This window comes from Paenibacillus sp. GCM10027630, assembly GCF_042676305.1.
Taxonomy (GTDB): Bacteria; Bacillota; Bacilli; order Paenibacillales; family NBRC-103111; genus Paenibacillus_S.
Window position 1 is genome coordinate 33,876 of record NZ_JBHTGY010000089.1, and the last position, 22,514, is coordinate 56,389.

The 22,514-nt window shown below is 45.8% G+C and carries 22 protein-coding genes; 18 read left to right on the plus strand and 4 right to left on the minus strand.

From position 1 onward, the window contains the following. Positions 1–82: 82 nt before the first annotated feature. On the minus strand, positions 83–1,045 hold the full coding sequence (locus tag ACFQ0C_RS33530) for a LysR family transcriptional regulator (RefSeq protein ID WP_379373483.1): 963 nt from the start codon (positions 1,043–1,045) through the stop codon (positions 83–85). Positions 1,046–1,248: 203 nt separating this feature from the next. On the opposite strand from ACFQ0C_RS33530, the gene ACFQ0C_RS33535 reads away from it, so the two are divergent. From ACFQ0C_RS33535 to ACFQ0C_RS33560, 6 genes are all read left to right on the plus strand, one after another. Then, entirely contained in the window at positions 1,249–2,337 is a 1,089-nt protein-coding gene (locus ACFQ0C_RS33535) for an ABC transporter substrate-binding protein (RefSeq protein WP_379373485.1), read from the plus strand. Positions 2,338–2,349: 12 nt separating this feature from the next. Further along, on the plus strand, positions 2,350–4,053 hold the full coding sequence (locus ACFQ0C_RS33540) for an ABC transporter permease (protein WP_379373487.1): 1,704 nt from the start codon (positions 2,350–2,352) through the stop codon (positions 4,051–4,053). A gap of 48 nt (positions 4,054–4,101) precedes the next feature. Then, positions 4,102–5,190, plus strand: coding sequence for an ABC transporter ATP-binding protein (locus ACFQ0C_RS33545; RefSeq protein WP_379373489.1), 1,089 nt, complete (start codon positions 4,102–4,104; stop codon positions 5,188–5,190). Continuing rightward, on the plus strand, positions 5,183–5,812 hold the full coding sequence (locus tag ACFQ0C_RS33550; RefSeq protein WP_379373491.1) for a metallophosphoesterase: 630 nt from the start codon (positions 5,183–5,185) through the stop codon (positions 5,810–5,812). The genes ACFQ0C_RS33545 and ACFQ0C_RS33550 overlap by 8 nt, the downstream gene beginning before the upstream one ends. A 123-nt stretch (positions 5,813–5,935) precedes the next feature. Beyond that, positions 5,936–6,193 carry a YqkE family protein gene (locus ACFQ0C_RS33555; protein WP_379373493.1) on the plus strand — a complete coding sequence of 86 codons (258 nt, stop codon included), beginning with the start codon at positions 5,936–5,938 and terminating at the stop codon, positions 6,191–6,193. 256 nt (positions 6,194–6,449) lie between these two features. After that, the gene (locus tag ACFQ0C_RS33560; protein ID WP_379373495.1) at positions 6,450–8,090 is read left to right on the plus strand and encodes a stalk domain-containing protein; all 1,641 of its coding nucleotides are present in this window, start codon (positions 6,450–6,452) and stop codon (positions 8,088–8,090) included. A gap of 59 nt (positions 8,091–8,149) precedes the next feature. Here the strand turns inward: ACFQ0C_RS33560 and ACFQ0C_RS33565 are convergent, their stop codons facing one another. After that, positions 8,150–9,265, minus strand: a complete 1,116-nt coding sequence (locus ACFQ0C_RS33565; protein WP_379373497.1) for a HupE/UreJ family protein — start codon at positions 9,263–9,265, stop codon at positions 8,150–8,152. A gap of 107 nt (positions 9,266–9,372) precedes the next feature. Between ACFQ0C_RS33565 and ACFQ0C_RS33570 the strand changes: the two genes are divergently transcribed. Beyond that, the gene (locus tag ACFQ0C_RS33570; protein ID WP_379373499.1) at positions 9,373–9,753 is read left to right on the plus strand and encodes an ATPase; all 381 of its coding nucleotides are present in this window, start codon (positions 9,373–9,375) and stop codon (positions 9,751–9,753) included. Between the two features lies 1 nt (position 9,754). Here the strand turns inward: ACFQ0C_RS33570 and ACFQ0C_RS33575 are convergent, their stop codons facing one another. Beyond that, on the minus strand, positions 9,755–10,024 hold the full coding sequence (locus ACFQ0C_RS33575; RefSeq protein WP_379373501.1) for a hypothetical protein: 270 nt from the start codon (positions 10,022–10,024) through the stop codon (positions 9,755–9,757). Between the two features lie 145 nt (positions 10,025–10,169). On the opposite strand from ACFQ0C_RS33575, the gene ACFQ0C_RS33580 reads away from it, so the two are divergent. From ACFQ0C_RS33580 to ACFQ0C_RS33600, 5 genes are all read left to right on the plus strand, one after another. Next, a complete protein-coding gene (locus tag ACFQ0C_RS33580; protein WP_379373521.1) occupies positions 10,170–10,724 on the plus strand; it encodes a DoxX family membrane protein in 555 nt (184 codons plus the stop codon). 255 nt (positions 10,725–10,979) lie between these two features. After that, positions 10,980–11,267: an Asp-tRNA(Asn)/Glu-tRNA(Gln) amidotransferase subunit GatC gene (gatC, locus tag ACFQ0C_RS33585; protein ID WP_258217402.1), complete on the plus strand. Its 288-nt coding sequence runs from the start codon at positions 10,980–10,982 to the stop codon at positions 11,265–11,267. A gap of 54 nt (positions 11,268–11,321) precedes the next feature. Further along, entirely contained in the window at positions 11,322–12,782 is a 1,461-nt protein-coding gene (gene gatA / locus ACFQ0C_RS33590) for an Asp-tRNA(Asn)/Glu-tRNA(Gln) amidotransferase subunit GatA (protein WP_379373503.1), read from the plus strand. 26 nt (positions 12,783–12,808) lie between these two features. Next, positions 12,809–14,254 carry an Asp-tRNA(Asn)/Glu-tRNA(Gln) amidotransferase subunit GatB gene (gene gatB, locus ACFQ0C_RS33595; RefSeq protein ID WP_379373505.1) on the plus strand — a complete coding sequence of 482 codons (1,446 nt, stop codon included), beginning with the start codon at positions 12,809–12,811 and terminating at the stop codon, positions 14,252–14,254. A gap of 195 nt (positions 14,255–14,449) precedes the next feature. Beyond that, positions 14,450–14,920, plus strand: a complete 471-nt coding sequence (locus ACFQ0C_RS33600; protein WP_379373507.1) for a GNAT family N-acetyltransferase — start codon at positions 14,450–14,452, stop codon at positions 14,918–14,920. Here the strand turns inward: ACFQ0C_RS33600 and ACFQ0C_RS33605 are convergent. Continuing rightward, a complete protein-coding gene (locus tag ACFQ0C_RS33605) occupies positions 14,886–16,625 on the minus strand; it encodes a hypothetical protein (RefSeq protein ID WP_379373509.1) in 1,740 nt (579 codons plus the stop codon). The two genes, ACFQ0C_RS33600 and ACFQ0C_RS33605, sit on opposite strands and share 35 nt — an antisense overlap. Before the next feature lie 257 nt (positions 16,626–16,882). On the opposite strand from ACFQ0C_RS33605, the gene ACFQ0C_RS33610 reads away from it, so the two are divergent. The 6 genes from ACFQ0C_RS33610 to ACFQ0C_RS33635 all read left to right on the plus strand — a co-directional run bounded on the left by ACFQ0C_RS33610 (position 16,883) and on the right by ACFQ0C_RS33635 (position 22,379). Continuing rightward, the gene (locus tag ACFQ0C_RS33610; RefSeq protein ID WP_258217407.1) at positions 16,883–17,485 is read left to right on the plus strand and encodes an RNA polymerase sigma factor; all 603 of its coding nucleotides are present in this window, start codon (positions 16,883–16,885) and stop codon (positions 17,483–17,485) included. After that, a complete protein-coding gene (locus ACFQ0C_RS33615; protein ID WP_379373512.1) occupies positions 17,436–17,912 on the plus strand; it encodes an anti-sigma factor in 477 nt (158 codons plus the stop codon). Before ACFQ0C_RS33610 ends, ACFQ0C_RS33615 begins: the two co-directional genes overlap by 50 nt. Before the next feature lie 33 nt (positions 17,913–17,945). Then, entirely contained in the window at positions 17,946–18,578 is a 633-nt protein-coding gene (locus ACFQ0C_RS33620; protein WP_258217409.1) for a hypothetical protein, read from the plus strand. 36 nt (positions 18,579–18,614) lie between these two features. Beyond that, entirely contained in the window at positions 18,615–19,871 is a 1,257-nt protein-coding gene (locus ACFQ0C_RS33625) for a DUF4097 family beta strand repeat-containing protein (protein WP_379373514.1), read from the plus strand. Between the two features lie 107 nt (positions 19,872–19,978). Further along, entirely contained in the window at positions 19,979–20,416 is a 438-nt protein-coding gene (locus tag ACFQ0C_RS33630) for a Fur family transcriptional regulator (protein WP_258217411.1), read from the plus strand. Between the two features lie 226 nt (positions 20,417–20,642). Continuing rightward, complete coding sequence (locus tag ACFQ0C_RS33635; protein WP_379373517.1) at positions 20,643–22,379, plus strand: glycosyl hydrolase family 18 protein; 1,737 nt, start codon at positions 20,643–20,645, stop codon at positions 22,377–22,379. Positions 22,380–22,514: the final 135 nt, after the last annotated feature.

Below are 22,514 nucleotides of genomic sequence, written 5' to 3' on the forward strand. Positions count from 1 at the left end.
ATCCGTTTCTAAACAGACTGTAAACCATTTCTTAAAAATTGATAAAAAGCATGGCTGCAAGTTCTGCTATTGGTACATTCAGTCAAGCATCATCTTTATTAGAACTAAGACCGAAGCCCGAGGCAGGGTTATATAAGGAATGGTTTTGCTTTGAATAAGGGAATGCTGCCGTTAGCATTGTCCAAAACATGGATATCGCCGGAGTGACAAGCTTGTTTTTATGGCGAATGGCATAAATGTATCGCTCAGGGGTCCAACTGGGAATAGAGCGGACCGCGAGCTTACCTTCCTTCCAATCGGATTCTACTGAAGCTTTGGAAACCATTGCATAGCCAATATGGTGGTAGACGGCAGCTTTCATCGCTTCAGACCCTGAAACCTCCATGGAAATGTCAAGCGAAATGCTTTGCTGCTCAGCCCAGCTGTCAATGAGCTTGCGGCTGATGGAGCCAGCTTCATGCGATATGAAAGGATAGGAGGACAAAATTTGCGGAGTCAGCTCCTGTTCCTGAGCAAGTGGATGCTGCGGATGGAATATGACGACGAGATCATCCTGAACGAGCGGTTCGTAAACCAGATCGGGATCGTTGATGCTAGTCTGGGATATGATCCCGAGGTCAAGCTCATAGCGTTTAATTTTTTCCACAATGTAAGGAGCTGGTTTGACATCAAGCAGAATCGCTAGGCGGGGATATTTATTTTTTAGTTCACCGAGCAAGGGCGGCAGCATATAGGTTGCGGGTGTATGTGTACTTCCGATGGACAAATGCCCCTTCACCATAGCGCGGTGACCATCCATCAGCGTAGCAATTTCTGCCGACATGGCGCTTATTTGTGAAGCGTAATGATACAGCTCTTTCCCGGCTTCCGTCAGCTTGATAAGATGAAAAGATTTTGTATGAAATAGAGCAACGCCCAGATCTTCCTGAAGCTTATTTAAATGAAACGTTACTGTTGGCTGTGTAATTTCCAGCTTTTCCGCCACCAGGTACAATTTTTGAAGCTGTACAGCCAACACAAATACTTTCAACTGCTGTAAGTTCATCCTTTTCCTCCTGAGTCCCTGCCATCCCACATGTATGTAAAGCAGCGCCTAATAAAAATAGATGCTATCTATATTATCATATATAACATAGATATTATTTAATTTTCTGTTAACGTACCGATAATCTTAGGATGAATTTCACTCTTTATACTAAACAAAGTAAGCAGATCCCCAATGGATCAATTCAATAGACGGAGGAAATTATGAAAACGAAATTTATCGGATTGCTGCTTTGTTTAAGTGTATCAATCGCTTTAACTGTTACTGGCTGTGGAAACTCGGGTCCGCAGTCTACATCAGCAGCTGTTGGCGGAGGTTCAGAGGGGAAGACCGGCAAAGGGGCAGAAGACAGCTCGGAGGATACGGGTAAAAAGATTTACTTATACGGCAACGATTTTGTCGATCTTATCGCACCCAAATTTACGGAAGCTACCGGTTTTCAAATGGAGGCCGTACATTATGGTGGAGGGGAAGCATTGGCCAAAATCGAAGCGGAGCAGGGTAATCCTCAATGGGATATTTTGATGATGGACGGGCATGGCTCGGTTCGCAGTTTGGGCGATCGGGATTTCCTGATGAAGAATTGGAAGCCCGCCAATCTGAATGGACTGAATGAATACGGAGCTTCACTCGTTCCTCAGGACTATGCTTATTTCCCAATCGGTATTCACGCATCCGCCGTCATCGCTTATAACACAAAGCTGGTTCCGGCTGATAAAGTGCCGAAAACCTGGGATCAATTTTTTGCTTATCAGGGACCGGTTGGTCATGCAGATCCTGCTGTAGCTGCCCCTGCGTATCCTCTTGTCTCGTCTTTCTTTCACAAGTGGGGGATTAAAAAAGCAGAGCAAATGTATACGCAGCGCTTTAAAGACGGCATGCGGGTTTATCCGAAGAACGGCCCGGTAGGCAAAGCGCTTCTGAGCGGTGAAATTCATATGGCGGCACTGCAGGAGCACAATGCATATGAATTAAAGCTGGCGGGCGAGCCTGTAGAGGTGGTTTGGCCGGATGAAGGAGCTCCGGGCAGCTTGCGTGTCGTCGCGGTCAATAAACGGACGAAAAATCCGGCTGCAGCCAAAGCATTTGTTGAATTTATGCTCAAGCCGGAAACGCAAAGCCTGTTAGCTTCGCTTAAAACGACGGATAGCTTCTTTACCCCGCTTGTAAAAGGTGTACAGATGAGAAAGGAACGCAGGCAGGACGGAACGTTTCTGCTGCCTCCGGCGGAGTGGGCGGCCAAGAATGAAGTGGAAATTAAAACCTGGTTCGCCGATCAAAACGTAAAGTAGGGGTAACAGTCGATGAATTCTTCTGAAGCGCGTTGGGGAGGCGGGGTCACCCTCCTCTTGTTCGTTTTCATTTTTTTGCCTTTACTTGCCGTGCTGATAAATGTTGTATTTCCTGGCCTGTTTTTTGGAACCTACCAGTACAATGGGCTAGGTATGGTTACTGAAATTTTCAATCGCCCATTGTGGCGACAATCTCTCTTTAATTCGGTGACGCTAGCATTAGGTGCAGCGACACTTGGCACCGTTATCGGAGGGGGGCTGGCCAATGTTCGGGCGCAGTGGGATTTTACCGCTGCCCGTCTGTTGGATGGCGCATCCTGGGTGCTGCTAATAGCTCCTTCGTTCATGATAGCCCAAGGCTGGGTGCTGTTTGCCAGTGCGGACGGTCTAGTCAACCAATGGCTCGGCTGGACATGGGTGACTTCGTTTATATTTCAACCAACGGGACTTGTGTTTGTTATGGCGTTAAGCAAATACCCGCTCGCTTATCTCGCCATACTTGCGGCAACGGAATGGAATGTCCGCCAATTCGGACAAGCGGCTCAGCTATGCGGTGCAAAGCCGTTCACGGTTTGGCGGACGATCCAGCTCCCTTTGTCCATGCCCTCCTTTCTGGCGGGCTGGACGCTTGTTTTCATGGATACGGTAGGCGATTTTGGACTTCCTGCAGCGTTGTCTACAGTCTACAAATTTCCTACGCTGCCGTATTCGATTTATTCAGCCATCTATCAGTCTCCTGTGCGCTTTGACATGGCTGGAGTTTTGGCTTTTTACTTGGTGCTTATACTAGGAGCCGCGATGCTTATGCTTGTAATGGCTATTCGCCGTTCCCGGTTTGATTTTCTGAACGCAAGAGCGGTGCGGATGGTCAAGAAGAAACCCCGTCGGGTGTGGCTGGCGAATTTGACGTTAGGCGGATTTATCGCGCTCTGCCTCGGTATTCCGATAGGAACGAGTGCCACCGTATCTTTTTTGAAGCAAGCTGGAGGCGGTATCACGGCAGCTAATCTGACGCTGGGCAACTATGCAGAGCTATTTGCAGGGGGAAGCGGGGATCACCGGACACTCGGCTATTTGGAGGGAATGACCCATTCATTGACGATCGCTGCCGTTGCGGCTGTCTTAAGTATGGCAATCGGATTCATCGTTGCGTATGTTCTTAGTTTTACCGAATTCCGGTTTAAGGGAGTTATCCAGTTGTTTTCCATCGTTTCATTGGCTGTTCCGGGAGTGGTGCTTGGAATCGGGTACATTTTCATATGGAACCAGAAATGGCTTGAGCCGATTGGGCTTCATCTGTACGGTACGCCATCGCTGCTTGTCATTGCTGCCATTGCCGGTGCCATCCCCTATGCTGTTCGGCTGCAGATGGGAGCATTCGCGAACTTGTCGAGCTCCATGCTGAAGGCGGCAGCCATTCAAGGAGCAGGCATATTCGACAGGATGAGGCATATTGTACTGCCGCTTGTCCGTCAATCACTGCTCATCGCTGTGTTGGCTGCATTTGGAACGGGCATCTTCGATCTGGCTCTCGCTTCAATGCTCCAGCCGCCCAATTATGTGCTTATGCCTCTGGTCATCGATCGTGCATTCGAATTTTCACGTTATGGCTACGCTACTGCAGCTACGGTTTGTAGTGGAGGAATCGTCGTTATTTTGCTCCTATTGTTGCAATTTTTAGGCAAGCGGCTGTTCAACTATCTTGACCGGAGATAGGTAAGCAAGCAGGCAAATGAATGATGAATTTTTCAGGAGGTTTTGAATTTGAGCTTTGTTCTTAAGCTGAAGGATGTTAGCAAATCTTTCGGTCAACAGCGGATTTTAAATCCGATTTCGTTTGAGGTCGGTAAAGGAGAGCGCATCTGCATTCTCGGACCATCCGGATGCGGCAAGTCAACGCTGCTTCAGATTGTAGCTGGTCTTCTGCGCGCCGACGGCGGGGAAGTGTCGATAATGGGGAAAACGGTCGAGAACGGCTCTCTGTACATTCCCCCGGAGAAACGCCCCATCAATATGGTATTTCAGGATTACGCGCTTTGGCCTCATATGACGGTCAAGCAAAACATTGAGTACGGGATGAAACGAAGAAAGACGGAAGCGGCTGTTATGAATGAACGATTGCAGCGGCTGCAGGCGCTCCTCCGTTTGGAAGGTCTTATGGAGAGGCTGCCGGCCCAGCTATCCGGGGGTCAGCAGCAACGGGTAGGGATTGCCAGGGCGATTGCAACGGAACCGGATTTGCTGCTCATGGATGAGCCCTTATCCAATCTGGATGTCAAGCTGCGGACGGATATGCGCAATGAGCTGGCCCGACTGCTGGGCGAGCTGTCCATTGCTTCGCTCTATGTTACGCACGACCGGATGGAAGCCTTCACGCTGGCTGACAGAATACTCGTATTGCGCAACGGCAATATCGAGCAGCTGGCAGAACCGCGCGAGCTGTTCGAAAAACCGGCAACTCCGTGGGTTGCCCAATTAATGGGCTATCATAACCGGCTAACGGGATATTTAGCGGAAGGCGGAGCACCAGGTGCTCATTTGGCGGGAAGCCGAATATCCGGCACAGTGATGGCTACCGGCTCCGGTAAAGGAGAAGCTATTATTATGCTGCATCCCGAATCTATATTTGTCTGTGAAGTGTCAGATGTTGAAAAAGGAAATTGTTTACCGGTTAAAGTTGTTCAGTGCATCTATGAAGGCACATGTTGGAGATTAATCGTGGAGACGAAGGATGGACAGCCGGTGCATGTATTTCATGACAGAAGGGTGGAAACGGGCGAATGGCTGGAATTGTTTCTTCAACCGGAGCGGGCGATGATCTACGCGAATTCCTCCGGAGCGGTTGATGGGTAGATTGCTTGCGGTTTCAGACATACACGGATATGGGTGGCTGCTGGAGGGACTTCTCAAGCATGCAGACTATAATTCCGCAAAGGATCATCTTTATTTGTTGGGGGATTATGTAAATAAAGGTCCTGATTCCGCAGGCACCCTTGAGCTGATCCGCAAACTAATGGACGGGGGAGCGGTTGCCTTACAGGGAAATAACGAACGCAAATGGATGCACTGTATTCCGGATCAATCAGTGGACCCCGCTCAGTTTATACCATTTATTTCCATCCTCCCGCTAGTTTCCGAATACGGACCTTATTTATTCGTCCATGCAGGATTACGTCCAGGCGTGCCGCTTAACGCACAATCCGAAAAGGATTTAACGGAAATAAGGGATGAGTTTCATTACGCTCCGGTTGAACGTGGGCGGACCGTAGTTTTCGGGCATACTTCTACCTTCCGCTTTGGAGTAAGTCCGGAAGAAATTTGGTTCGGGGATGGTAAAATTTGTATCGATACAGGAGCTGGGCATGGGCATTATTTAAGTCTTGTCGATTTGACGAATGGCATTCAATATTATGTTTCCGTGCTGTCTCCGCATACAATTCGAACTGCTTTACTGCAGCCGCTTCACCAGCAATGAACGGATTTCATCAGGCGCTCTGTCATTTAACCTAACTTTATGGACCCGCATGACCGCTTGGCTTCATAGAATCTGCTAAAGAAAGCTGTTATACTGTGGGTATACTTTAAAGAGGTGAAAACAATGGCGAAAAAAAGAGTGCAGCTGACTCCCAAGCCAGCTTCCGAGGATAAACCCGCCACTTTGAAGGATTTGTTAAATCCCGAAATTGTGGGGAAGCTGAAAATGCAGGCTGATGAGATGAAGGCAGCTGAGGAAAAGCGCAAGGAAGAAATACGCAACCAAGCCGCAGAGGCGCGTAAAGCCGAACAGAAGCGTCTGGATAATGATTTCGGGCATCTGCTTGAAAAAAGTGGGATGGACTGGAAAAATTACAAATAGCAGCTAGTTTATAAGACAAAAAAAGAGACCCACCAGCAACGGGCTGTGTGGGTCTTCAATATATATATCAAAAAAGGGGTCATAATTAGTATAACCGCATTGTATTAAAATAAGATGTGTACAACATTTCATTTATATTACAATCTCATTCCTACTGTTAAATAAATATTTCGTTCTTCGAAAAGTATGAAGGGGAATGAACGCTCTCTATCGAATTGTTTTCGATGAATAACATTTACAAGGGGGATGACATGTAATGCGGAAAAAAGTAGTGGTTTCATTAGCGGTGGCATTGGCTTATCTGGGTTCACTAACCTCATCGGCAATGGCAGCTGATGCAGTTAAATCGGACTTAAAGGTATTGCTGAGCGGTAAGGCAGCAGAGTTCTCGGATCGCGCCTATTTGGTAGACAACAGCTTGTACGCACCCTATGAATTAATTGCTAAAGCGGTAGGAGCTGAAGCTAAATGGGATGCAGCTACCAAGACACTTGCTTTGAGTAAGGACGGTAATACCGTTCAGCTTACGGCTGATGCAGCAGAGCAGAAAGTCAATGGACTGACTGTAGCCACAGGAACACCGCTTCAGCTCATTAATGGCAGCGCTTATGTGCCGGTCCGCCTTGTCTATGAAACATTCGGAAATCAGATAAGCTATGATACTCAAATTAGAACGGTGAGCCTGGCTACCTATACTCAGCCCGGTTTTAAAGTATTTGGCGTTGGAGAGCAGCAATATGTGACTGGAAGCGAGCTTCGAGCTTCTGTTGTTACATTAAATCATAACCTGAAGGATTATACGCAAAATAAAGAATCCAAAAAAGGTGAAGGCCACCTTCTTGCAGCACTGGATGCCGATCCTCTTGCAGAATCGGCTTTGAAAATAACTAAAGGCGAGCCCATCGTATTTAAAAACCTGAAGCCAGGCGAGCACACTTTGAATGTCCAGCTTGTAGGCAATGATCAGAAGCCGATACTGCCTGAAGTGAAGAAAGCTATCAAGTTCCGCTCGGTTGGAACGTCCATTCTGACGGATCTGGATCCTGAGCAAGCGACTGGCATGCGGATCGAAGGAGTGACGGGGGACAAGCAAGGCAGATTGTACACCATTGACATGGATTCCAAACAATTATTTCGCATTGCTCCTGAGACAGGAAAAGCTGAGGTATTGACTGTTTTACCTCGCTCAGCCACGGGTATGGTTTTCGATAGTAAAGGCAACCTCTATATGGCAAGCGGTGGCGGTCAAGGTGTAGAAGGAGTTGTTTTACGTGTACCGGCAAAGGCTTTAGAGGGCGGAGCTTTTGATTCAAGCTTGGTGGAAACATTCGTTAGCGGCACTAACGGGGCTAATGGATTAGTATTTGATGCATCTGGAAACCTGTATGTCAGCGGCGGTGCAACCGGAAATGTGTATGTCGTGAAGCCTAATGGCGAAAGCAAGGTTTGGGCTAGCGGCATTGCGGCAGAGCGTAAAGAGCAGTTAATCACTGTGAATGGCCTCGACTTCGGTAAAGACGGTCTTCTCTACATTGCCAATACGAGCTCAGGCGAGATTCACAGGGTTAAAGTAAATGCCGACGGTTCGTTCGGTAAGGTAGAGAGTGTTGCTAAAGATCCGTTGCTATACGGTGCAGACGGCATTATGTTTGGCCCGGACGGGGACCTTTATGTATGTGCCAATGAGCGCAACGCAATTGTTAAAGTAACCGTGAATGGCAAGGTAACTGAAGTAACGGCGAATGATAATAAAGGAATACTGGAGTTCCCGGCAAGCTTGCATTTTGTAGGAACTACCATGTACATTAGCAACTTTGATGTGCAGCGGGGCTCGAATAATCCGAACACTCCAGGAATTGGCGCTTCCATTGTCAAGCTTGAATTAGGCGGCAAATAATTTAATATAAGACGAATTAACGGGCATCGGCTGAAAAGCCGATGCCTTATTTCACGTTGTTACCCCCCTCCGGGAAGCATTCCCGTTCTTTCAAGCAGCCACCAGAAGGCGCGGATAAAGATGAGAACGGAGCCTGCGATAATAATGGTTCTGCGCCATTTTCCCCGCGTCACCCATAGCAGCAAAGGAAGCACTGCAAATACAACTGCCAACTGACCGATCTCAACTCCAAGATTAAATATCAGCAGTGAACTGACGAAATAGGCTTTAGGAAGCCCGATTTCCTCCAAAGCACCAGCAAAACCCAGACCATGGACAAGTCCGAAAATAAAGGTCAGTACCCAACGCATAGCGTATTTGGTGGATACTATATTTTCCAATGCCACATAACAGATGGACAGGGCAATAGCAGCTTCAATCCAGACTGGATTCAGGCTCACATATCCCAAGGAAGCGAGCAGCAGAGTGATGCTATGCGCCACAGTAAATGCAGTGACGATTTTCACGATATCCCGATATCCTGCCGCTACCAGAATGAGTGAGAATAAAAACAATAAGTGATCAAAGCCTAGTAAAATATGCTCGATGCCGAGCAGGAAATATTTCCACAGAACAGCAGCCTGCCCAGCAGTATGCAGCGACTCGAAATGATAGGAGCGGTGCATGCTGTCAAAGATGGTTTGGTCCACATCCGTGCCGTTCATAATGAGGGCGAAATTAAGATGGTTAGGATCTTCTTGGTCGAACAGCATTGTATACTCAATGGTAAACCCGGAGATTGGCTCCCGGCTTGTATAATTAATCAGAAAGGTTATGCCATTAATGGACTCCTTGGCGCTTTTCTCCAGGGACTGAAGGTTGAAATCCATGGGTTCCAAATTTTGCAGCAAACGAACCTTAGCTCTTAGTTCATTTTCCAACTCTGTTTTATATAAGGCGATTTCTTCTGTGGAAAGGGAGCCGTCATGGTTTTCATCATACTTTTGCAGGCTGTATTCAGGGATAAATAGCTCATATTTAACGCTATTTTGCATCACCGTCAGCTGTGAATAACCATTATTTAACGGATGAGCGCTAGCGGCCTGTCTATCATTGCTTACAGCTAAAAAAGATGCTAGAATTAGTAGAATTATTACCCATTTTATTTGAGAGCAGACTCTCATAGCTCTGTTCATTAGCCACCTCTGCTTGTTGTTGTTACTTATTGTCATTGCTAAGTTCATAATAATCAAATTCGGGCAGGAGTCAAACTCTGCGCGTTAGTATTGAGGAGGAATGGTATATGCTGCGTTTGGGACAAAAGGTATATATCGTAGCAGATAGCTTCGAGCAAAATTTGCCCGTCGGTGATTACGGTTATATAATCGCTTACGACCGCAATTCGGATAATGTATTTGATTATGTTGTTAGAGTACCCAAAATAAACAAGCATTTTTTTGTGCCTACTGCGGATATTGAACTGGAGGAAGTTTTGGTTCAGCAGGAGGTAGACAGACTGGAACGCGAGGCGTTGATAGATTTTGCGCTGGCTACTCGTAACGAAGAGTTATTCCGCCGTATCATGAATGGGGAAGAAGCGGAAGCAGAGAGTGTAGAAACCGTCAAGGAAGTACAGTCGCAGGCTGATTTTATTAAACAGGTTAATCTAAAAGCATGGATTTAAACTAAGCAAATACTTTGGCAGCTTTAGGCGGGAAAGTACATGAACCGCAGAAATGCTGTTTTTTTGTGCCCAAAAAGCGGCTGTCTGGATGGTTTGGATTGCAATGAGGGACGGCAAGTTTTTTTCTTTTCCATGTGATTTTGCTCACATCGCAATCTGTCAGTCCATGGTAAAGTAAAGGTGTGGAAGGGAAGTAACAACCATTCACAATCAAGATTTTAAAAAAGAAAGGATCATGTGCCATGGTGAAGAAAATGACCACTTGCTGCAAATCCCAATCATCGATAATCCGCCTGCATATGCACTCAATAGGATGAAAATTTTTTCGACTATTATGTGAAAATAATCACAATGATTACAGCAACTTGCTTTTCCATATTCAGGATTGTCAATTCACTAAAATAGGGAGATGGATGATCATGTTAAAATGGGTTCAAGAAAATGTTTATGCTGCTTGGCTGCTGCTGATTGTCAGGTTATATGTCGGTTATGAGTGGATTACTGGCGGGTGGCACAAGCTAACAGCCGGATTCGATGCCACTGGATTTATCAAGGGAGCCGTTACAAAGCCACTCGTTGATAAAGCTACCAATGAGCTTATCTATCCTACTTATACCGCATTTTTACAAAACTTTGCACTGCCGAACGCTAAATTGTTTAATATAATTATACCATTCGGTGAACTGCTGGTTGGTTTGGGGCTAATCCTTGGAGCTTTGACAACAGCAGCAGCATTCTTCGGAATTCTAATGAACTTCATGTTCATGTTCGCAGGAACGGTTAGCACTAATCCTTGGATGATCCTGCTTGGAACCATCGTGTTTGTAGCTGGCACGAATGCGGGAAGATGGGGCGTCGATTACTACCTGATGCCTTACATCCGCAAAGCGCTGCACAGAAGGAATAAAGGTGATAAGCCAAAGGCTGTAGGCGGGGGCACTCATACTCCCAATACTGCAGCTCATGCCTAAAAGAGTCTAGCCAAAGCAGGCTGGCATAAAGCAAGTCTTGAAGACCGTGGAGCTTCCAAGCCACGGTTCTTTTTATGGGCAGAATGTATATGTTTTGGAGTGAGCGAAGCTTATCCCTTATTTCAATTTTGTTATAGTAGCACTAACCAATTCTATAATTGAGTTCAAATTCTATCTAGTCTATAATAAGAAGATGAATTTTCGGCTATGATGTCGAAGTATGCTAAGGAAAGTATGAAAGGCGGGGGGCATTCGATGAGTATTACAATTAAAGATGTAGAGCATGTAGCTAATTTGGCCAGACTTGAACTGAGTGAGCAGGAGAAGCATAAGTTCACCCAACAGATGAATGCTATTTTAAAATATGCGGAAAAGCTGAATGAGCTTGATACAGACCATGTAGAGCCGACTAGTCATCCGGTTCCGCTTGTCAACGTAATGCGCGAGGATGTAACCAAACCATCGTTGTCAATTGAACAAGTAATGCTGAATGCTCCGGACGAAGAGGATGGACAAATCAAAGTGCCGGCTGTTCTGGAATAATGCCTGAACTGCATTAGCACGGAAATGTACGATATTTGAAGGGAGGATGCTGTTTTGTCTTTATTTGATCTTAAATTACAAGAAATACATAATCGGCTGAAAGCCAAAGAAATAACGGTTTCCGACTTGGTGAATGAATCCTATGGACGGATCGGGCAGGTGGACGGCAAAGTTAAAGCGTTCCTGACGCTCGACGAAGAAAACGCCCGCTCGGCAGCGAAAGCATTGGACGAGCAGCTTGGGTCCAATGATTCGAGAGGATTGCTATTCGGCTTGCCTATCGGTATCAAGGACAACATTGTGACCGAAGGCGTTACTACTACATGTGCGAGTCAATTCCTGCGTAATTTTAACCCGGTCTATGATGCTACTGTCGTCACCAAATTGAAGGAAGCACAAGCCGTTTCCATTGGTAAATTGAATATGGACGAGTTCGCCATGGGAGGCTCCAACGAAAACTCCAGCTTCCATACTACATACAATCCGTGGAATTTGGAGCATGTTCCTGGCGGCTCAAGCGGCGGTTCGGCTGCGGCCGTTGCTGCGGGAGAGGTTTACTTCTCACTTGGCTCTGACACTGGCGGCTCCATCCGTCAACCGGCGGCGTACTGCGGCATCGTTGGCTTAAAGCCTACGTATGGCCTTGTATCGCGCTTTGGATTGGTTGCCTTTGCGTCCTCTTTGGACCAGATCGGTCCTTTGACCAAAAACGTTGAGGACAGCGCTTATTTGCTGCAAGCAATTGCAGGCTATGATCCTAAGGATTCCACTTCTGCTAAAGTGGACATTCCAGACTACCTGAGCGCATTAAGCGGCGATGTTAAAGGTTTGCGGATTGCTTTGCCTAAAGAATACATGGGCGAAGGTATCGATCCTAAAGTCCGTGAGGCTGTACAATCTGCGCTCAAAGTGTTGGAAGGCTTGGGGGCTGTGGTTGAAGAGGTTTCCTTACCACATTCCGAATATGCCGTTGCCACCTATTATTTGCTTGCGTCCTCGGAGGCTTCCTCCAACCTGGCCCGTTTTGACGGCGTCCGTTACGGTGTCCGTGCAGAAAATCCGAGAAACCTTTTGGAGTTGTATCACAGGTCGCGCAGCGAAGGCTTCGGGCCGGAAGTGAAGCGTCGTATTATGCTTGGAACTTATGCGTTAAGCTCGGGCTATTATGATGCGTATTACCTGAAAGCGCAAAAGGTGCGCACCTTGATCAAGCAGGATTTTGACAATGTATTTGAAAAGTATGATGTTATCATCGGACCAACGGCACCAACTACTGCATTCAAAGTAGGCTCTCAGGTGGATAATCCGTTAACGATGTATTTAAACGATATTATGACTATTCCTGTGAACCTCGCAGGTGTTCCGGCAATCAGCATTCCATGTGGTTTTGCAGAAGGCTTGCCGGTTGGTTTACAAATCATTGGCAAGGCTCTTGATGAATCAACTATTTTACGTGTAGCTCATGCGTTCGAGCAGAACACGGATTTCCATAAGCAGCGCCCTGCATTAGACTAGAAAAGCTGGAAAGGAGCATATCCCCTATGTCGGTAACGGAAACAAAATACGAAACGGTCATTGGGCTGGAGGTTCACGTTGAACTGCACACCCAATCCAAAATTTTTTGCGGCTGCTCCACCCAGTTCGGAGCACCGCCTAATACTCATACATGTCCGGTATGTCTCGGCCACCCGGGTGTACTGCCAGTGCTGAACAAGCAGGCGGTTGAATATGCGATGAAAGCTGCAATGGCGCTTAATTGCCAGGTTGCTACAGATAGCAAGTTCGACCGAAAAAATTATTTTTATCCGGATTCGCCTAAAGCCTATCAAATTTCCCAGTACGACAAGCCAATTGGTGAGCATGGCTGGATAGAGATTGAAGTGAACGGCCAGACCAAGCGTATCGGGGTTACTCGCGTGCATCTTGAAGAAGACGCTGGTAAGCTGACGCATGTTGATGGAGGCTACGCAACACTTGCCGACTACAACCGTGTTGGTACTCCTTTGATCGAAATCGTCTCGGAACCCGATTTGCGCTCTCCGGAGGAAGCCCGCGCTTACCTGGAGAAGCTGAAAGCGATCATGCAGTATTGCGATGTATCCGATGTGAAGATGGAGGAAGGTTCGCTTCGCTGCGATGCCAACGTCAGTATCCGTCCTTACGGACAGAAGGAATTCGGAACACGAGCTGAGCTGAAAAACATGAACTCCTTCCGCGGTGTGCAGAAGGGACTGGAGTATGAGGAATGGCGTCAAGCCGATGTATTGGACAGCGGCGACAAGGTAGTACAGGAAACGCGTCGTTGGGATGAAGCCCAAGGCAAGACGATCATGATGCGCAGTAAGGAAGAGGCGCATGATTATCGTTATTTCCCGGACCCGGATCTGGTGCGGCTATTCATTGATGATGAGTGGAAGGCACGTGTTAAAGCGAGCATCCCTGAGCTTCCCGATGCGCGGAAGAAACGTTATGTAGCTGAATACAATCTTCCAGGGTATGACGCCGAAGTCATTACATCTTCGATCAAGCTGGCGGATTTCTTCGAGGAAAGCTTGAACTACACTAAAGATGCCAAAGCTGTATCCAACTGGATTATGGGTGACTTGCTCGGCTTCCTTAATGCCAATAATCAAGAGCTGGAGCAGGTTCAGATTACAGGCAAGGGTCTTGGTGAAATGATCGGCTTGATCGAAAAAGGCACTATTAGCAGTAAGATTGCCAAAACCGTGTTCAAAACAATGCTTGAAACCGGTAAGGGGCCATTAACGATCGTTGAGGAACAGGGTCTTGTACAAATCAGTGATGAAGGAGCGATCAAAGCTGTAGTTGAGCAAATAGTTGCCAATAACCCGCAATCTGTCGTTGACTTCAAAGCCGGTAAAGACAAAGCCGTAGGGTTCCTGGTAGGCCAAGTCATGAAAGAGACTAAAGGCAAAGCCAATCCTGGCTTGGTTAACAAGCTAATTATGGACTGTCTGAATCAATAGCAGCAGAGTAATCATACAAGGAGCCTTCCGCTGAATAGCGTGAAGGCTCCTTGTTATGGGCTGGCTCAAAATTAAATTAGGAACTATTATATCGGTCGTATTGGGAGAAATTTCAAATAGAGAGTGGATTGTGATAGAACGCTGTTGTATACTTTGGCTAATCAGCTTTAGTTAATGCGCATGAGGGGGACCTCTATGATTCGCCAAATTGATTTGAATGATAACTCTCAAGTGCTGGACCTGCTTATGTTGCAGCAGTTGTCCTATCGCATTGAAGCCAAGCTCATTGGCTTCAAGGAAATTCCGCCGTTATGGGATTCGCCCAAGACGCTGCGCGAATCCGGGGAATTATTTTTCGGCTATTATGAAGATAACCGGTTGGCCGGCAGCGTTTCAGTCAAGCAATCACCCAAGGAATTAACCATTTGCCGAATGATGGTCCACTCCTCGTATTTTCGCCGCGGCATCGCAAGCTGCCTGCTCGAATATGCTGAAAGCCTGGCAATTCCCGGCATGATGATCAAAGTATCGACAGGCACGAAGAACGAACCGGCAGTTAACTTATACCGTAAGTACGGCTATGAGCCTGATCAGACTATGGACATCGCAAAGGGGGTAACGCTCACCATATTTACGAAGGTAGCTCTCCCGTCGGATAATCAGTAAAAGTGACAGGCAGTCCGTTAATCATTTTTTCATTATTACTAGTTCCAATGGTTAAGGAAAGCACATCATTCCTTCTAGTCTTGTAAACAATGTTAAGCTTTCCATTCGTCTCTGCGAAAGGGATTATTGTATAAGCTGCTCTTTGGTTATTCATGCTCTCAGCCCAATCAGCGAGACTGTCTACACCAAGAGCAGCCGCCTCTTTACAAGATACAACCTCCATTACAACTCCGTTTAACCCGTCTTGTAAAGGACTTGCAATAGATATACGGTCTGTTTTTTCTATGTGCGTATAATCGTTCATTAAATGAAACGCCATATATACATTACCTACTCGTCCATACCCGCTTTGCTGTTCAAAATGCCACTCTCCCTTAGGCAAGCAGCCCACAAGCTCCTGGCATGTTTCATTCATTTCTAAGCTGGGCAGACTCGAAGGAAGCGCCCACAATTGGATTATACAATCTTTATGAAACAACACCTCACCGTAAGGACTTGCGTGACGATCATCTCCGCTTTTATATTTGGCCCCTGGATGAAAGAACAGCGCTTGGTTGACATGGTTATTGTCTTTAAGTGCTTGAGATGTTAAGGGAAGTGTAATATCCCATCGCTGCTGCTCATTATCAAACTCGGTCCGCCGTTCCCAGACGCCTCCAGCTGCGTAATCTTCCGTAATATATACATAGGTATGTGCCTCTTCCGTTACTGCGCCATCCACGCCCGCGAATTGGATAGTCCGCTTTACCTCCTGTGGCAGTTGACGGTTAACGGCTCTCTGTACAATATCCTCAGCGACCTCGTAAGTGAACAATGAGGCTCCCTCCAGCCGGGTAATAGCGACCGGTTCCGGAAAATCTCCGAAAGCAATGTAATCAAGCAGGGTGTTATTGTCCAGCGGACCATCGTGCGGCCATTGGCGTGATTGGGCGCCTACCCAAGTACCCTTCAAATAATAATCGGCACGTATGCGCCATAATGTGTCCAGCATTTCACTTACAATCCTCTGAACATTCGGGTTATCCACCAATTCCCATACACATGTAAAGGCTTGAATCCAATGCCAGTGCCACGGCAGACATCCATATTCTTTAAATCCGAATTTCTTAATGTGCTGCAGCTGCTGCTCAAGAAAGCTCAAGCCCTGCTCCAACAGCTCCTTGTCATCAAATTGATGGGCTAGAAGCAGTTTTAATGCTGTATGTTTAGCCTCATGATGGTGGATTTGCTGCAGCGGGTGACGGTACACATCACTTTGATAAATATGAAGTATCGCAAGGCTTAAATCGCTTTTCAGTCCTATTGGCAATGTGTGTTGGTATTTGTTGTAGAATAAAATAATTAAGCAGCCCATAAGCTCGACCGGCAAAGGATGCGCTTTGGCTGCCGCTGGATTGTCTCCAAGTCCTAACGGCCAATGTCCGTACATGGGATGGTTTGAATCCTGAACCTGAAGCTTCAAGACGTTCCCAATCATATCGACAGCTAATTGCATTGCCGTATTTCTCTGTTCTTCATTCATATTTTTATCCACATTCCGCTCAACGCATGAAGCGAAGAGGTGGGTAGCATAGTAGAAATTATCGCGAATATCGCTATGGAACCAGAATCCGCTTGGCAGCAAAGGAAGCTCAATAGCCTTGCGTGCAGCCAATTTACGTATGGTATTTCTTCGTTCAGTTACACTATGTGTTTGACCAGTCATTACAGTTCCTCCCGATTTCTTATCTGTCTTACTTCTATAGCAGCAATTTGGATCCTTGTGTCATTATATTAGTGTAACGGAGCTGAAATGGAAGTCAACCGTTCTTTTGTCAAAAACATCTTTAAACGAATAACGTCAACCATGGTAAAATAAACTTCTACCTTCCCTAATTCCATAAAAATGTTCTTCAAATTTGAAGGGTTTCTTCGAATGATATCGTCTAACTGAAAAGAATGAAAAATAAAGGCGGTGAAACGATGGAACAATTGACGGATGAACAGCTGGTTGACCAGATCCGTCAAGGCGATGAGGAAGCTTACCGCTTCTTGATAGAGCGTCATAGCCAGTATATTTATACGCTCGTCTATCGCATGGTTGAGCATCGCGAAACCGCCGAAGATTTGACTCAGGATATTTTTATTAAACTGTACAGGTCATTAGGTCAATTTCGGGGGGATGCCAAATTTACTACATGGTTGTATCGCTTAACCGTTAACCTGGTTACAGACTTCCGGCGATCGCAGCGGCGCAAGCCGTACGAGGCTATTTTGGATAAAGTAAAGGGATGGATGGGCAAGCGGCAGGAGGAGCCTGAAGCCATGGCATTGCAAAAAGAAGAGCAGGAGACAGTGCAGCGGCTTCTTGCGGAGCTTCCAGATAAATATAGGCTTATTTTGTATTTGTATCATTTCAAACAGCTATCGTATCATGAAATTGCAGAAGCGACCCAGCTACCTTTGAAAACAATTGAGACCCGTCTATATCGTGGCAAGGCCTTGCTTAAACAAAAATGGCAGGAGGTGCGCAACAATGAAAAACTTACATCCGAACGATCGTCAACTGCAGCGGTATCTAAATAGAATGTGCTCGGAACTGGAATTTAATAAAATGGGAAAGCACATTCATGGATGCACTAGCTGCCGAACTCGTCTGCATACCCTTCTCGAAATGGAATTTCTGCTTGATCAAATGCCGTTGCTTGCTGCTCCGCCTATGCTTGAGGACCGTATTATGGAGTCCATTAATGCCGAATCCAGAGCAGCTTTAGGTAACCGGGCGGTATTACAACCCGCTAATCAGAAGCCAGGAGCAGCTGCGGTAAAGCGCTATCGCTCCGAGCTTGTCAATGGGCTTATTGCTGTGGCTGCAACCTATTTATTTATTAATTCTGGTATAATTGGGAAAATCATTTCAATTAATGCAGATAGTTGGGGAGCAGACGTTCAAAATCGGGTTGCTGCTATCGAATCTGTCGTTACACGAATTTCTATACAATTGTTATCCTAATAAAACTACGCTCAGGATCGGAGGTTATCCTACATGGAAGAACCAAACAAAAAACCGTATCAAACGGATGAAGACCAAGAAGAAGCATTTATACGAGAGCGAATGGAACGGTGGAATTCCAACTCCTCCAAGCAGCAGAATACATTCGATCCATTCAGGATTCGGCCTCGCAAAAGCAAAGTTGTGTCAGGAATTCTTTCTTTTCTAGTGCCAGGTACCGGTCAGCTATATTTAGGTTTAATGCAGCGTGGGATGACGATCATGCTTTTGCTGATCTTAAATATTTTTGCGATAGTGTTTTATGCCACCAATGCCAGTACAAGTATTCCATTGATTGTTTTGTTCTCGCTGTTTATCCCGGTCATTTATTTTTACAACATATTTGACGCATTGCAGCAAACGGATAAAGTGAACGGGCAGTGGAGTGGGTCATATACGGATCCTATAGATGATGCTGACTCATCGGTAAATCGTTCCTTCAAGAAGCTTTCGAAGGGAAGCGGCCTTGGTTATTTACTTGTAATAGGCGGTATCATTTTATTCCTGGTCAGCAGTAAGCCGGCGTGGCTCAATAGTATCTTCGAACTGCTTGGATCTTCGATTGGTGCGATTATTCTGATCGTTATCGGCGTTGTTATGTTTTTAAGAGAATCGACCAAAAAATAATACAATGCCTCTATGAGAGAAAGGAGCGCAAAGATCATGCGCAAAGCGGGGCGCTTTACAGCGGCGTTATTATTGATAGCTGTCGGTGCTGCAGTGATGACGGACCAATATGCCGGAACTCATTGGACGAGTCTGCTTATTGACTGGTGGCCGGTCTTGTTTATTACATTAGGCTTGGAGTACATCGCATTCAATATGAAGTATGGAGAAAGTGAGAAGCAGCTGAAGCTGGATGTTGGCGGCGTGGTATTTGCAGTACTTATTTCGGCGGTTGTTATTGGCAGTACGCAGTCTACGGAGACGATTCGAGGTTGGTTTGGACAAATAAATCTTTCCAATCATTGGGGATCAATGATGAGCGGGGAAGGCAGCAAGTTTCAGAAAGAGACTGTTTCTATCCCCATCCCTGCGGGAGTTGATCATATATCTGTCCTTAATCACAGCAACGGCAGTGTAACCGTTAAATCGGGTACTTCGGACCAGCTGCTAATTGATATGACCGTGTATGTTGCACTGAGTGACGAGAAAGAGGCGGCTTCTATTGCCGACCAAACCCGGTTGAAGAATAGCCTCGATGGCAATACTCTTAAGCTTACTACAGAAGGCAAGGCGTTTGGTGATGGACCGCCATGGGTGACCCGAAGACCAAATATTGATATGGTTATTACGGTGCCGTCTCAGGTACAAGTTAGCATGGACCTTGAAATGTCCAACGGTAAATTTAAAGCAGATCAGCTCACATTCAAAAAAGACTTGAAGGTTCGTACAACCAATGGTGAAATTCAGGTAACCTCCATTAATGGCAATCTGGATTTGGAGTCTACCAACGCAGCCATCAAAGCAGCGAAAACAAAAGGAAATATGCAGCTTGGGACGACCAATGGCTCCATTGAGATAGATGACCATCAAGGAAATGCCCGGATTGCATCTACTAACGGAAGATTAAAGACAGCTGGCGTAACAGGCTCTATAGAAGCCGAGACAACGAACGGAGGCATAATAGTCACCGATGCCCCTCAAGAGCTGAAGGCTCATACAACCAATGGCTCCGTTGAAGTAACCAGCCGCATTGTGAATGGAAACTGGGATGTGGAAACGAGTCGTGGTAAAGTTACTTTAAAGTTGCCGCCAAGCGGAGACTATAAAATAAAAGGCGAAGGGCAAAATAGCCAAATCCATTCAAATTTGCCGCTCCAAGTTCGTAAAAATAAGATCGAAGGAACTATTGGAAGCGGAAAGCATGATATACGTATCGAAACAAAGGGCTCCTTGTCCATCCAAGCTGTAGAATGATTTGTAGAGGATTTGTGAAATGAGCTGTTAACTTGATTGACAAATGGAAACAATGCCGCTTACAATAAATCAAACCCTTTTTTATGAATTAATAGGCGGTGGGCAGCATGGATTCCAGGATGGAGCAAGCATTAACCAAGTTAAAGATGACAGGCGTGCGTATGACTCCACAAAGACATGCGATTCTTGCCTATCTTTTAAAAACGATGTCACATCCTACTGCAGATGAGATTTACAAAGCCTTGGCACCCCGTTTTCCAAGTATGAGTGTAGCTACCGTTTATAATAATCTCAAGGTTTTCATTGAAGTGCATCTTGTCAGGGAAATGACTTATGGCGATCATTCGAGCCGCTTTGATGCCGACATGTCGGATCATTATCATGCGCTGTGCGAGGAATGCGGCAAGCTGGTTGATTTTACTTATAAACCACTTGATGATTTGGAAAGAACGGCTGGTATTGAAACAGGTTTTTTAGTAAAAAGCCATCGTGTTGAAGTGTATGGGCTTTGTGCTGATTGCGCAACAGTGCGTCATACTCATTAAATACAGGATCTGTAACCGATTAATAAAGAGTCCATAGCGTGCTTGAGTTCCTTGTTATCAAGGTCTCAAGCACGTTTTGTTCATAGACCTTTTGAGGGCTTCGTCTAAAGCCAGTCGGAATCGCAGCGAAGAGCTTGCCCAACTTTTAAGGGAGTTATTGCAACTTATCCTTTTGAATTAACGTATAATGATATGATCTAAAAACCATCATCATGGGAGTGAAAAGATGGAACCGGAATACCCGACGAAATTGCCTGGAAGAAAGAAATCGAGAAAGTGGCCTTTCCTTTTAACATTTACAGCTATTATTTTTGGTGCTGGAGCTGTATTGTATTTCAACCAATTTATCCCGTCCAGCGAACATGAAACGCCTACCTTTAATGAAAATTCTAAACCGGTCTTCTATAAGGGAGCAATGCTTGATAAGCCTGCTGAAGGTAAAGAGGAAGGGTTAAAGTTGCCTTTTGCAACGGTGCAGGAGCTGTTGGACCCGACTATGATTTACGAGGAAGCAAGCGAATCAACCATTATTACTACACAGGATAAAGTCATCCGTTTACGTACAAGCCAATTGACAGGCATGCTTAACGAGAAGCCCTTTAATTTAAAATTCCCGCTTGAGAAAGTGAATGGAGCTTTATATTTACCAATGGAACCGCTTAAGCAGCTGTATTCCTTCGAGCTTCGTGAGTCTAAGGACACAGGGGCGGTTATTTTGGTTAAAGAAGGCGATTCGATAGAGTGGGCAAAGACGGCGGCGTACACGGACAAGCCGACCAAAACTATTCCGATGCGCAATGGACCGACTATCAAATCCCCGATTCTGGTTGATGTAGGCCAGCAAGAAGAGGTGATGATCTGGTCTGAAGAGCAGGAATGGTACAAGGTTCAGTTAAAGAATGGTTACCAGGGCTACATTAAGAAGGACCATTTGCAGCAGGAGCATCGCAAGGAAGTCATTCCTGAGCAGCCAACACCACCTCCATTTGTCCCACTCAAGCCAATTAATGGGAAGATAAACCTGACTTGGGAGCAAGTCGTAACCAAGACGCCGGATGCTACTAAATTTGTGCCGATGCCTGGTTTGAATGTGGTTAGCCCAACCTGGTTTCATCTTGAAGATGGACAGGGTAATTTGAAAAATATTGCTGATCCCGCTTACGTTAAATGGGCTCATAGTCAAAATATCCAGGTTTGGGGATTATTCAGCAATGGCTTTGAACCAAAAAGAACGACAGAAGCACTCGCTACCTACGATAAACGTATGAAAATGATCAAGCAGCTTCTGAGCTTTGCCCAATTATATTCGCTTCAGGGCATCAATATCGATTTTGAGAATGTAAATGTCAAGGACAAGGAAGAGCTTGTGCAGTTTGTTCGCGAGATGGTTCCATTGATGCATGAACAAGGACTTGTAGTATCTATAGATGTTACGCCGAAATCAACCAATGAAAATTGGTCCTTATTCTATGATCGCAAAGCATTAATTGAATCTGTGGATTATATGATGCTTATGGCATATGATGAGCATTGGGCCAGCAGCCCAACCGCGGGTTCTGTAGCTTCTCTGCCGTGGGTCGAGAGCAGTCTCACTCGAATGATGAAGGAAGACCGCATACCTGCGTCCAAGCTCATTTTGTCCATTCCTTTCTATACAAGGATATGGACGGAGGAAACAGTTGACGACAAGGTCAAGGTGAGCTCCAGAGCAGTGTTTATGGAAAATCCCCAAAAGCTGATTAAGGATAAAAAGCTGACGCCTGTTTTTAAGTCGGATGTAGGACAAAACTATGTTGAGTACAAAGAAGGAAATAAGCTTAACCGAATTTGGCTTGAGGATGAAGTCTCAATAAAAGCGAGAATGGATCTGGTCAAGAAGTATGGACTGGCAGGAGTCGCATCCTGGAGAAGAGGCTATGAAACTCCACAAATTTGGGGCATCATAGATGACGCGCTTAAATAATATGAGAAAAAGAGCTCCTAACGCTGCGGATTGAACTGTGACCCGAAAGATAGACACTTTGAAAAAAGTGCCCGTCTTTTGGGTTTTTGTGTTTTAATAAACAATACTACAGTGAATGAGGGAAGCTAACAACAT